This is a genomic window from Eubacterium sp. CAG:156 (assembly GCF_000434315.1).
Taxonomy (GTDB): Bacteria; Bacillota; Clostridia; order Lachnospirales; family Lachnospiraceae; genus Eubacterium_U; species Eubacterium_U album.
On sequence record NZ_FR878151.1, the window covers coordinates 24,882 to 37,042 of the forward strand.

A 12,161-nucleotide genomic window follows, 5' to 3' on the forward strand; every position below is an offset into this window, starting at 1 on the left:
CCTACTAATTATTAAATTCATTACTTATTTATTTTCGTATTGTTTACATATCTATACATAATGTTCTTGTATTTATTTATTTTTGCCTGTTTTGTTGCTTCATTTTTTTCCGCTTCACTCCAAAACGGAAATACTTCCGTAATATTTGTTTCTTCTTTTTTAAAAATCCATTGAGATATTAAATCTGCCTCTCTAAAAGCTATTATTGCCCGGTCCTGATTTTCTCTTTTCCTGCGTTCATTGTAAATTTTAATAAATTCAATAGCCTCGCCCCACGTAAAATCTAATGCTTCATAAAATCCTGCACCTGCTACTCTTGTTTCAAAAATTATCTTTTCAACTGTTAATTCCTGCTTTTTACTCTCTGGGTGTTTCTATAATTTCTTTAACCTTTTCATTATTGTCTCCCATTACTTTGTCAATTTCATCAAATACATTGTCATATGTATCTTTTACACTCTTAAGCAATGAATTTGCCTGATCCTTTTTTATAATTCCGGATGCTACAGCAATATCGGTTAATACTTTTGCAAATCCATCCATTCCACAAGTTCCATTATCGACTAATAAATCATATAATTCTTCTCCATCTGTAATAACATTGCCGTTATCTTTATAATTTAATGCAGTATCAAATACCGCTACTGTTTTTTCAATTTCATTTATTCCACCCATCAAAGTGGAAAGTGTGTCTTCCTCAAATTTTTCTTTTAAACTTCTCTGGCCACCACAAGTTAATCTTAAATGTACCTTTATCATTTCTTCATTGTTTTTTAATCTTAATTCTAATGTTTTCATAATATAACTCCTTATTATTACTCTTAAAAAAGTGAGGGCATAAACCCTCACTATATTATGCTGCTGGGTCTGTAATCTCCCAATCACTCTGTAATGATACCGATAATTTTGCACTGATTAATTCGTCAACTTTAGCACCATTAATCATGGTTGATACATATCCAGTTGCTTTAAATGTTGTTCCATCCGGGAATGCTACATCAACAGGAACTATATTTCCTGCCTTTTCAAGTGCTTTTAATTTTCTGAAATCACTTGTTGTACTTGAATTATCATATAAATATGAACATTCCCATGCCTTAATATCCTTTACACCCTGTACAGTAATTTTTATTTTGTCTTTTAGTGTAGTTGCATCAAGTTCTGATGGTGAACCTCCAATATCGCCTATATCTGTTACATAATTAAGTGCAACACTATTAACCTTTACTGAAATTCCAATACTTGCCAAACCCTGTTTTGTATTTTCAACTGCCATTACTGCTACCTCACTTTCTTCATTACTTTGTGTTTCAGTTGTCTTGCTTGTACTTGCCATTTTCAACCTCACTTTCTTATAACTAAATAGTGGTTATTACCTCTATGCAATAACCACTCTCTAATCAATTAACCTGTTTGTTCTAACATCAACATATCTGCTATATCTTAATGTTTTTCTATATAATCCTGAAGCATCTACGCTATCACTATCAGGTGTTACATAATCGCGTTTAAATCCTAACGTTATCATCTTTTCATCAGCTAACATTGCCAAATCTATAACACTTTCAAATGAATCCGCCCACACATCAATCTGATACGATAACAAATCACGTATCTTTATGTTGGTATTACTATTATTAATTTCAAAAAACGTTATCAAAGGCACTGTATCAATCTTTTTAGGGAAATTCATAGATACCTTCAACCCATCTGTATCAATTTCTTTTAGTAAATCTAAAATCTGTACTCTTGCATCTACCATATTATCTAAGCTCCATTACTACTGCTGTTTTTAACTTCTCTTTGATGTTATCTTCATTATTTTTCATAGCCGGATATAAAAAAGGTTGTGGCTTTTGACCTTTAGTGTAATGCCACTTTCCTTCCTCATCTTTATATCTCCACGGTGTTTGTCTATAATGCAAATTTATCCCTTCACGCGTTAGCCCTGCTGATTGCCCTACTGTACCGGTTCCAAACTCAACATATGCGGCATATTCAATATTTGAAAATACTTCTCCTACTATTATGTTTCCATCCTGTACCACTCTTGAAAAAATATTTTCTCTTAAATGTCCTGTATCAACCGGTGCTAAGTCTTTTGCATCATCTGCTATTTCCTGCGCTATTTGCTTAACGGTTTTCATTACATTATTTTCAAGGTTTTCCGAATTAACAGACATTTTGTCTATGAAATCATCAAATCCTTTAGAATCTACTTTAAAATCCATTTTATCTCACCCTTTCAGCTAAGAGTAATCTGTAACTTGGATAAGGTTTTACAGCTATTATATTGTATAAAATTCCTGATATTGAAACTCTGTCCTTTTCTTTTATTTCATCATCAGAAAATAAACATGCCTGCATCATCTCATTTATACGCTCGCCATATTCTGCAATTTCTACCTGACTTGATATAGGTAACCATATTAGTTCCAGGTTGTACGCTGATTCTTCAGGATAATTATATTCTGTATTACCGTATCTATCAGTTTTAAACTCATACGGATATACCGGTGTAGATTTAATATTTTCCATTACCTTTCTTTTTGAAAAACCAAATCTTCCCCTATTTCTTATCATTTCGTCTTGCATATACTCTCCTATATCTTGCCAGTTTACTTAATAGCTGCTCTTCTTTTGTATCATAATCATTACTTGACATATATGTCACGCTTTGGCTTACAACACCTTCTGAATAGCTTTCTGATTTTACGTTTTTTGCCATATCTCTATTGTAATACGTCTGTGCTAAGTTTATCTGAGTGGAAACAAAACGACTATCAAGTTCCTTATCATAATCCAAATTAAGATAAAGTTTAATAGCCGTTGCCGCTTCATCTAGATATTCTGTCAATGTAACCTCCATATTAGCATCAACAGTTTCTAAACCTAGTCTTATTTTTAATCGGTCTAATGTTTCCATCTTTACACTCCTCTCCACTATTTAACAGTTTCTTTTTTTCTCTGTTGTGGTTTCTTTTGCTCTGTAAGTTCAGATACTTCGTAATTTAAAGTATCTGCTTTACAAATTTTTATAACATCATTGTTACTGCATTCCGTTGTAAAACCAGTATTTTTATTTAATATCTTAACCGTCATAGTTTACTCACTTTCTGTCTTAGGCCTTATTAGCTGTCATGCATGCCAAGCACTTCTTCTGAAATACTTTTGCTCCATAGATATGCAATCCTTTAACTGCATCTTTAAAACTCTTTTCAGGTCTGTATCCTTCAACTTCTGTAAGCTGTTCAGCATATGAAGTTGCGGCATTTGTACCTGCTATGATTTTATATTTTGTTCCTGATGTATTAGGTACATTATTTGATACCCAAATCTTAAATCCTGCTGCAACGCCTACATAACCGCCTTCTAAGATTGCCTTATTATAATCTGTTCCATTTGCAACAAATCTGCTGTCTTTAAGTAATAAGCCATGATACCATGCCGGTACAACAACCCATCTGCCTACTAATGGTACATTTGCTTCTGTCAATGCGGTTCCTAAATCTACTAAATAATCATATGCATTTGCGGCTGTTGGTACAATTGGTGAATCGTCACTTCCAATTGTTGAGCCTGCTTCTACTGCCATTAAATTTGCAATAAATGAATCTGTTACATCATTCATTCCATAAGCAGTTCTGGACATTGCTTCATTCATTAATTTAGGATTTGTCTGTGCATTATCCACATCATCAATTCCAAAGTTAAAATACTTTGACTGATTAATGGTTAATATCTGCTGTGTTCCATCAAGATCATCCGGGTCCTCAATGTCACTTCCCTTTGTATAATCCTTAATAGTAATATCGCCAATCTGGTTAACTTTAACAGTATCACCAAAGTTTCTAATTTCACCTTCATAATCTCTGTTTACCAAATTAGCATATACATGTGCTTTGTCTAAATGTTCTAATAATCTCGCGCTCCAAATCTGTGGAATAAAATTTTTAACTGACATCTTTTAGTCTCCTTTTCTCTTATTTCTTGCCTGCAAGTACTAACTGCACTTCATCCCAATTTTTATTAATTTCATCCGCTGACATAGTTTTTATTGTATCTAGCGTAATCGTTTTAACTGTTTTCGGTTCTTTAGGCGGTTCTCCCTGCATTTTTTTGTTAGTTGCATTAGTTACTGCTGAATTAAATAACTGTTCAAAGCTATCGATTTTTGCATTTGTGTCTTCGGCATTAGTTCCTGTAAGATAAGATGCAAAGCTAGAATCCAATCCTCTTTTTAATAATTCTTTTCCTGTAGCAACAACCAATTGTTCATGCTCAAACTTCTTTCGCTCAGCTTCAAAAGCCTTTTTATCTTTTTCAAACTGATATTTTTCTCTTTGTTCAGCACTCATTTTCTCTAATCTTTTTGCCTCATCCATGTTGTCAAGCTGTTCCTGCTCCCACTTTGTTCGTGCTGTATTTAATGCTTTTGTAACTGTGCTGTCTATACGGCTTTGTATACCTTTTGCCAACTCAGGTCTTGCCAAAATATCATCAACACTAAACTTTTCCATCACATCATCAAGGCTTAATTCCTCAGGATGATTTTCAGGTTCCTGTGGTTCTTTGGGTTCAGCAAAAAACTGTAACTTCATCTGTAAACGTCTACTTTCTTTTCTCATATCTAACTCCTATTCCCTGTGAGTTCCTGCCTCACAGTTTACTTGTTTTTATATACACCCAATAAGTCCCTGCCTTATTGTTTGTTATAAACTCTTGGTTTTTACGGCTTTTCCTTGCCATATAAAAAAAGCAGATATCATTTGATAACTGCTCTTTAAATCATATTTAATTGTATAAAAATACCACCTAATCTTTCGACTGGGTGGTATTAATACCATGCTATAATATCTTTCTTTTGAAAATTGTTATTCACTAAATACTCCTTTATTCGATGAAATGCATGAGCAGGATAATTCATAGAATATCCTAAAACTAACTTATCTATTTTTTTCTCTCCAGTCATTCTATCCAAAGAAATTATTCCATATTCATCTGAATTTTCTGGAATATATTTATATTTTACGATTTTATCAGTTAATTCTAATAATTCAATTCTTACCACAAAAATACACCTCTTTTCTACAATAAGCTATTTTTATGCTTAAATTCGTCAAGTGCCTTTCTATAATTATATTTTGTTTCTGCTATACTATGTGCTTCTTGATATGTCATCCCCTCCTTATTCATTAATTCATATTCAAGTCGCTCATGTCTTAATAAAATCAAATCATGTTCTTGTATTTCTTTACCTTCTCTTAATCTTCTGAATGATTCAGCCATATCGTAATCCGGATCGAATCTACGTTTTCCACCATACAATTCGTATTCATTTATAAATACATGATCATATATTTTTGATATGTCAGACTCTGCCATACCTGTATTACTTGCAATAGTATTAATAATATTATTTTTCTTACTATTTCTAACAGAATCGTAATAACTATTAGCATGCCTGTTTCTCTTTTCATATAGTGGATCATTATTATCTGTTAACGCACCACTTGTTACTTTCGATTTCATTATATCAGAACTATGCAATTTTTCAATATTTTTTACTCCCGCCCTTACCTTTGCATTTTGATATTCAGAATCATTTTTCAGGTCAATATATTTCTTTTTCCACTCACCATAAGTCATATCAGCTGGCACAAGCTCTGTCTTTCCGGTTATCGGATTTCTTGCACGTCGCTTTAATTTTGAATAGTCTTTTCCTTCTATGTATGCGCTGTCAACACTTCTGCAGTTTGGATGCATCGGTGGATAATTAACACCTACTTTTGCATCTTTCACTAAATGAATTGTTTTATCCAACTTTTGACATTGTACTGAAGTTCTTGTATCAAGTGTAGCAATAAATATATATTTTTCTGTACCTATATCTTCGTAACATTTAAGTCTTGCCTGCCCTGCAATATAATTAACTTCTGTTCTAATCAGCCTGTTTGCTTCATATCTGCCGCTATCTATCTTTTTTACTATTCTGGTAGCCATCTTTTTGCCTGATATACCAATCATTAACCCTTGTGTTAGTATCTCTTCCAAATCATTTGCCAATTTGTCTGTATTGTTCCATATTCTCTTTGAATAGTTTGCACCCTTCCATTCATTTGCAATTGCTGCCTTTACCGCCGGATTACTTAGTTTATTAAAATCATAAGCTAAACCTGTACCTTTTTGAATCGTGTAATGCGTCTGATAAAACGATGTTTGATATGTGTCTATCATTCTCGCCTGTAAAGCCATTTCAGTTGCCCACCCTATATTCTGTGCCTCTGAATATATTAAATCACGCATTGCTTCAATTCTTGCAATTCTGGCAGCATACGCAGGAGCATTAAGTCTGTTAAGTATATCCTGCTTAATCTCCTCATTGTCAGTACGGTCATATATACGCTTTAAAGTATTATATACCTCTTTTGTTTGTTGAGTATTCAGCAATTTTAAAGCCTCTTCAATGGTCATTTGTCCTTCTGTTGCATATGTTGAAAAAATCTTGCCAATTTGTGCATTTAACTCTTTAAATATATTTTCATAATATCTGTTCACTTTGATAATTGTCTTATCGTTTTTTTCCTGAATTAACTTTTCCAAATCAATGCTTCTTTTTTCCCAGTACCTAGCCATTTATTCACCTACTCGTCTGCTTTTTCCTCTTGACTTTTATTATTACTTTCTTCTCCAGATTGCTCTGTTGATTTAGTTAATCCAAAACTATCCAAATATTCCTGTTGTGCCTCTTTTTTCTGTATTTTTAAATTTTCAAGCACTTCATCAACATCTTTAACGAACCATAACTGACTAATCAAAGTCTTATTATCAACGATTCCCTGTAAGCTGGTAACCATATTTACAATTTCAGCCTTATCTATTGGCATTGCAATAGTAAAAATTATATCTAGCTCCTTTTTATCTATTGGAACCATTTCCCCTTTAATTGTCAGCCAATGATTATACATTTCAAAACGTTTCTTCAATCCCTTTTCAAAACTTCTCATTTTTGACTTAACTAATATGTTCATAGTCATTAGTTTTAGCATTAAAGCCTGTCCTGAACTGTTCCCGGCAAAATTGTTATCAGTCATATCAACTGTCAATGTCATTTTATGTATTTCTCTTATGATGTCATTACATAAAACATTCATGCTTGCTTCATCAAATACTTTCTGAATGTATTCAATTCGTGCATCTAGTGGTATGCCGTCAAGGAATCTTTCTTTATTCAGTATTTTTATATCATCATCATCTAATGTAATACCAAACATTGCCAAAAGACTGTTTACAAATTTCTTTTTATCTGTAATACGGTCACTTAACAATTCATTTAATCCATCAATAAGAGGAATACATTGTTCAAAATCTCCTTGTCTTTCATCATTATTTTGATATTCAACAATTGGCACTTCACCAAAATAATGTTCTGCTTCGCTTCCCACTATCGGCTTAAATTCAAAATCTTCTAAATTAGTTGAACGGTATCTTTTCATATTATGATCCGTATATACAGTAACATCATAATATTTAACTTCTCCTAAATCTTCCTGCTGCTGATATACGATAGCAAATAATTTATTATGTTCTACTGTATTATCTCTAACCATAATACAATTTCTAGGGTCAACTACTGTTGTTCTTGGTTCAGGGTTTTCCTTGTTATTAGCATATTCCAATTCATATGCTTCACCAAATATTCCTATGTGCTTTGCTATTTTTGCATCACATTCTGAGATAGTCTGATTATCATAAACATCTATTGCCCTTGATATGTCAATTTGTTTCGATTCTTCCCAGTCGTACTGTCTTACAGCTCCATTCTGTATACTCGCCTGTATGCCTGCATTTAGAATCTCCTTTTTCTGTTTATTTTTATTCGCTTTATCACTATTATACTTAACTGGTTCACCCAGGTAATAACCTGTTGATATATCAACAACATACTTTGCATAGTTAGAAAACACTCTTACCTTTTCTATATCTTCCATGTCCGAAGACAATATCTTATGTTTTCCCAAATAGTAATCATAATTTTTCTGTAATTTATGACAGTATTCTTTATGCTTTTTAATTAAATAACGAAATACACTTGAATTTATATTATCAATATCCTGTACCACATCCGGGTCAATATATATAGCCATTCCTTAACCTCTTTTCTACTATAAATTAAAAGCCTCTTGGTCGCTTTTTTGCTTTCAAGTGGCTGTTTCTTCTAATTTCTTCAACTGAATATCTTAAAGCTGCCATTGCATCATCAAAGAAATTAACAGGTTCATCCAAATATAACCCTGTCTTCTGGTCTATTTGCCATTTCCATTGACTAATTTCTTTATAAGTGTTTGTGCAGCTATGATGTATATGTATTTTTGGTATTTGTTTTAAGTAGTCTATTTGTGCTTTGACACTTCCGGGACCTTTTATAACACCTCTGGCTCTTTTATATCCTGCTTTCTGCCACATTTTTATTCTGTCCGGCTCTGCACTATCACAATACATCATTAATCTTTTATCAAATTTCAATGCATCTGCCATTTGTATGATTTCACTTGTATCTTTTTCGTAAACATACAGTTCTTTACACACATACAGTTCACCATCTTTAAACCCAACATTTAGCAAAGCGTTTGCATGATTAAATCCAAAATCCTGTGCATTAACCATGTAATCAAATCTGCTTGGTGTTATATCAAAGTCTTCAACAATATAATTACTAAGAATTAATCCTCCTACTTCTCCCCATTCTCCTAATCCATATACACGATATCCTTCAGGATCTACTAATTTTCTTCTCTCCATTCGTGCTTTATAAGCTTCATCTATAAATCTGTTATTCAAATAATTGCTCGAATGTGTCAATGTATTTTTATCCGGCAAATCAAAAAATACACGCTTTATCCAATGCGTTGCACTTACCGGATTAAATGTTGCTTTGATTTGATAAAACTGTCCCGGTGGTAATTCACCTCTTAATCTATCATCTATTATTTCAAAATCATTCTGTGTTATTTCTGTCGCTTCTTCTATCCATACATCTGTAAGTTTTCCCCTTTTAAATGTAATTGATTTTAATTTTTCACGTTGTTTGTCATCGTTAACACCTCTAAATATTATTTGGTTTCCGTTATGCTTGCATTCCAGCATCAACGGATTTTGCTTTATGCTCCAATACTTTTCCCAATTTTCACCAAACATACGAAAAATAGCGCCTTGCAATTCAGCAAAGGTGCTATCTCTATTAGTTATATCTGATTTTCTAACACATAATAAATTACGGCCTGCATCTTTCATTAATCTAAGTATATAATTTGTAGCTGTGTCTACACTCTTACCTGAACCGGCTGAGCCTTTCATAATTATATATCTTTTGGTACTTTCATTTACTTTTTTAAAAGCCGGATTTAATTCAACCTTTATGTTCATTCACTTCATCACCATAACTTATATTTATATTTAAATTCATGTCTTCTGCGTCTGTATTTAAGTTAATTATATCCTCCGGTCTTTGACCTGCTGTATCTCTTAAAAACTCTGCGCTTGCGACTGAACCCTTAAGCGCTTTTTGTATCTGTGCTATTAATATAGCTGTTTGAATATCTATATTCTTGCCGTTTAAATCTGCAAAACTTTTTATTTGTTCAGGCTCAATTAATTTTCTATTTTTAAGTGGCATACTGAGAAGTAGCTCTAGTGTTTCTTTCATTGCTTTTTTATTTCTCTTTGTTTCACCGGATTTTATTCCACCTTTTCTTCCGGCTTCCTGCAATTCTTTTGTTGTCATATCCTTGAAACTTTTTCCCATTTACTCTCACCTGCCTTTCATCTAATAAAAAGTATAAAAAATGGAGCCTTGCCATTATAGCAAAACTCCAATTAAGGGCGAACGGATTTCAACCGCCTCCTCTGTCACAACCTCACCTGTGTACTCACAACCTAGTGGCTTATCTTGTTGCACTGGTGCATTGTTTGGTTGCACCCATTGTTCTCACTCGTAAACTACTTCCCTTGTTTATAATTTTCCCACGCTCTAGTTACTTTGTCAATTAACTTTTTTTCTTTAACAGATGGTTGCCTAGTCCCATTCTCGTCATGTTCATACCCCATATGTGTATGTGGCTTGCTTTTGACACCATTAACTGTATGATTATGTGTGAGATCTATCTGTCTTTCTCTCTTTCCGTTTTCATCATATAACGTAATTGACTTAGGTTCTCCATCCTTTCCTATAGTTACATAAATTCTGTTCTTTGTCATAGTCTCCATTGGAGTTTTAACTGGTTTTTTCTCATTCTGTACGACAAATTTTATATTTTCAATTTTATGTACTGTTCGATATTCTGTACCATACTTCTTTCCTTTAACACTTATACCACTACTTGCTCCTCTTCCTCCCATAATACAACCTCTTACTATACATATGATTTCAATGCTTGAACTATAGCCTTACTAGTTGAACTAGCAGATTTTCCCTTTTTCATATATTCAGAAACAGCCTCAGCCACAACTTCTCCTGCTGCTTTACCTTTAGTATTACTACCATACTTTGATATTGCCGATAATTTCCCACCATTTATCTTTTTCGCTTGCTTTAAAATATTTCTATCCCACTTTCCAGATGTTCTTAGCTTTGCCTGCTGAAATTTAGTAAGTGAGCTGTTACTTTTTCTCATAAGATAGTTTGATATTAAATGACCTGCCTCATGAGTTCCTGTTCCATATGCTGTATAATCAGCAGTATAATCATTAGGTGCGAATTCATTATTTGACGAACTGTAATACTTTGATGAAAAACCCAACTGTCCCATACCATTAGCACTTGCCTCAGCGTCATTAGACAATGATAACCCTATACCTGTCACTACTGACAAAGGTAATCCAAATTCATTCAAAGTGTCACGAACCCCTTTTAATGTTTTGTCAACAAGTACACTATTTAAGTTCTTGACTTCTTTATCAACTACAATTGTTCCAGCATTTCTGAACTCACTCATCATGTCTGTATTACTTTTTGAAGATTTCTTTGTTAGTCCGCTACTTGCTCCTCTTCCTCCCATTATCATCTCACCCTTCGCGTGGCTCTATTGCCTATTCTTGCCATCCTGCTGCCTCTAACCATATCTTTATCTCTTACATAAGCATAATTAAGAAATTTATCTGTTTCTTCACGGTCTTCCATTCGCTTTCTTTCTAACTCTTTAACCTGCTTTGCATTATAAGATTGATATTCATACCCCATTTTTTCAGCTGCTTGCGCAATCTGTTTTAACGTTCTTGGTACTCTGTCACCAATCATTGAGCCCTCATATTTGTATACATTCCCGTCTTTTTCTTTTCTATAGGTTGCATAATAACCTTCCATATTTACTGTAATCTGCTGTATTCTTCCGGTTCCCATGTTTGCTCCACGTCCGCCCATCTTCTATCACCTTCCTCTTATGCATAAAATATTAAACCATAGCCATATTCCTTTAAATTTTATTTTTTGCTGGTTTATATGTATATTCATATCCAAATGTACTTGCATTATTTTTCAGCCATTTTCCTAAGCTTCTATCATAATTTTTGCTTTCTACCTTTAAATTTTTGATAGCTTTTATAAATTCATCTCTTTTAAAATGGCTCTTTTTTCTTATTGTATAAGTTCCAGCTCTTCTGTTTGCATATACCTTCGGGTCAACATTTGATATTGGAGTTGAGTTTCTGCTACTTGCTGTTACTGCTCTTTGTCCAGTACTCGCCCAAGTTTCTAAATCTGTACCACTAAAATTTCCCCATCCGGCTGACGGATGATTATGTACAAGGTGTTTATCTTTTGTTTCTTCTGTGCTGTAAGATACACTTCCCCGCTTACCCTTGTAATAATTTGTAACGTACCCATTTTCATCTATTTGTATTGCATATTCTCTATTCGCTTTTGTGTGCTTTTTATTAAAGTCCTGTATTATTCTGTCTTCGTTTCCTGTGTTTTTTATTCTGTTCATATAAGCGGGGTGTAATTTTTCTGACGGACTTCCTATCCCTTTTGCAAAAGTCAAGCTTCTTTTCTCACCTTTTGCTCTAAATGATGCACCTCTACCACCACAATTGTTTACCAGCATATTTTCTCCTTATTTTTTTGTACAAAAAAGACACCCCATCCAGAGGTGTCTCTTACTATT

General features: G+C 33.4%; 18 protein-coding genes. All 18 read right to left on the reverse strand.

Going from position 1 to position 12,161, the window contains the following annotated elements; all coding sequences use genetic code 11:
- Positions 1–357 precede the first annotated feature (357 nt).
- Positions 358–798, reverse strand: coding sequence for a hypothetical protein (locus ABMA45_RS04170; protein WP_022088627.1), 441 nt, complete (start codon positions 796–798; stop codon positions 358–360).
- Positions 799–853: 55 nt separating this feature from the next.
- Positions 854–1,336, reverse strand: coding sequence for a hypothetical protein (locus tag ABMA45_RS04175; protein WP_022088628.1), 483 nt, complete (start codon positions 1,334–1,336; stop codon positions 854–856).
- A 60-nt stretch (positions 1,337–1,396) separates the two neighbouring features.
- Positions 1,397–1,762, reverse strand: coding sequence for a hypothetical protein (locus tag ABMA45_RS04180; protein WP_022088629.1), 366 nt, complete (start codon positions 1,760–1,762; stop codon positions 1,397–1,399).
- Between the two features lies 1 nt (position 1,763).
- The gene (locus ABMA45_RS04185) at positions 1,764–2,231 is read right to left on the reverse strand and encodes an HK97-gp10 family putative phage morphogenesis protein (protein ID WP_022088630.1); all 468 of its coding nucleotides are present in this window, start codon (positions 2,229–2,231) and stop codon (positions 1,764–1,766) included.
- A gap of 1 nt (position 2,232) precedes the next feature.
- Positions 2,233–2,595, reverse strand: a complete 363-nt coding sequence (locus ABMA45_RS04190; RefSeq protein WP_022088631.1) for a hypothetical protein — start codon at positions 2,593–2,595, stop codon at positions 2,233–2,235.
- The gene (locus ABMA45_RS04195) at positions 2,570–2,926 is read right to left on the reverse strand and encodes a phage head-tail connector protein (protein ID WP_022088632.1); all 357 of its coding nucleotides are present in this window, start codon (positions 2,924–2,926) and stop codon (positions 2,570–2,572) included. The genes ABMA45_RS04190 and ABMA45_RS04195 overlap by 26 nt, the downstream gene beginning before the upstream one ends.
- 17 nt (positions 2,927–2,943) lie before the next feature.
- On the reverse strand, positions 2,944–3,102 hold the full coding sequence (locus tag ABMA45_RS04200; protein ID WP_022088633.1) for a hypothetical protein: 159 nt from the start codon (positions 3,100–3,102) through the stop codon (positions 2,944–2,946).
- Positions 3,103–3,121: 19 nt separating this feature from the next.
- Positions 3,122–3,964, reverse strand: a complete 843-nt coding sequence (locus tag ABMA45_RS04205; RefSeq protein ID WP_022088634.1) for a P22 phage major capsid protein family protein — start codon at positions 3,962–3,964, stop codon at positions 3,122–3,124.
- Positions 3,965–3,983: 19 nt separating this feature from the next.
- A complete protein-coding gene (locus ABMA45_RS04210) occupies positions 3,984–4,628 on the reverse strand; it encodes a DUF4355 domain-containing protein (protein WP_022088635.1) in 645 nt (214 codons plus the stop codon).
- A 209-nt stretch (positions 4,629–4,837) separates the two neighbouring features.
- Positions 4,838–5,071, reverse strand: a complete 234-nt coding sequence (locus ABMA45_RS04215; protein ID WP_022088636.1) for a hypothetical protein — start codon at positions 5,069–5,071, stop codon at positions 4,838–4,840.
- Between the two features lie 17 nt (positions 5,072–5,088).
- Entirely contained in the window at positions 5,089–6,636 is a 1,548-nt protein-coding gene (locus tag ABMA45_RS04220; protein WP_022088637.1) for a minor capsid protein, read from the reverse strand.
- Between the two features lie 8 nt (positions 6,637–6,644).
- Entirely contained in the window at positions 6,645–8,147 is a 1,503-nt protein-coding gene (locus ABMA45_RS04225) for a phage portal protein (protein WP_022088638.1), read from the reverse strand.
- Positions 8,148–8,172: 25 nt separating this feature from the next.
- Positions 8,173–9,426: a PBSX family phage terminase large subunit gene (locus tag ABMA45_RS04230; protein WP_022088639.1), complete on the reverse strand. Its 1,254-nt coding sequence runs from the start codon at positions 9,424–9,426 to the stop codon at positions 8,173–8,175.
- Complete coding sequence (locus ABMA45_RS04235) at positions 9,410–9,805, reverse strand: hypothetical protein (protein WP_022088640.1); 396 nt, start codon at positions 9,803–9,805, stop codon at positions 9,410–9,412. The genes ABMA45_RS04230 and ABMA45_RS04235 overlap by 17 nt, the downstream gene beginning before the upstream one ends.
- 194 nt (positions 9,806–9,999) lie before the next feature.
- Positions 10,000–10,398, reverse strand: coding sequence for a hypothetical protein (locus ABMA45_RS04240; RefSeq protein ID WP_022088641.1), 399 nt, complete (start codon positions 10,396–10,398; stop codon positions 10,000–10,002).
- A gap of 14 nt (positions 10,399–10,412) precedes the next feature.
- A complete protein-coding gene (locus ABMA45_RS04245; protein WP_348029918.1) occupies positions 10,413–11,057 on the reverse strand; it encodes a hypothetical protein in 645 nt (214 codons plus the stop codon).
- 2 nt (positions 11,058–11,059) lie between these two features.
- Positions 11,060–11,419, reverse strand: coding sequence for a hypothetical protein (locus ABMA45_RS04250; RefSeq protein WP_022088643.1), 360 nt, complete (start codon positions 11,417–11,419; stop codon positions 11,060–11,062).
- 52 nt (positions 11,420–11,471) lie between these two features.
- Positions 11,472–12,101, reverse strand: coding sequence for a hypothetical protein (locus ABMA45_RS04255; RefSeq protein WP_022088644.1), 630 nt, complete (start codon positions 12,099–12,101; stop codon positions 11,472–11,474).
- Positions 12,102–12,161 lie beyond the last annotated feature (60 nt).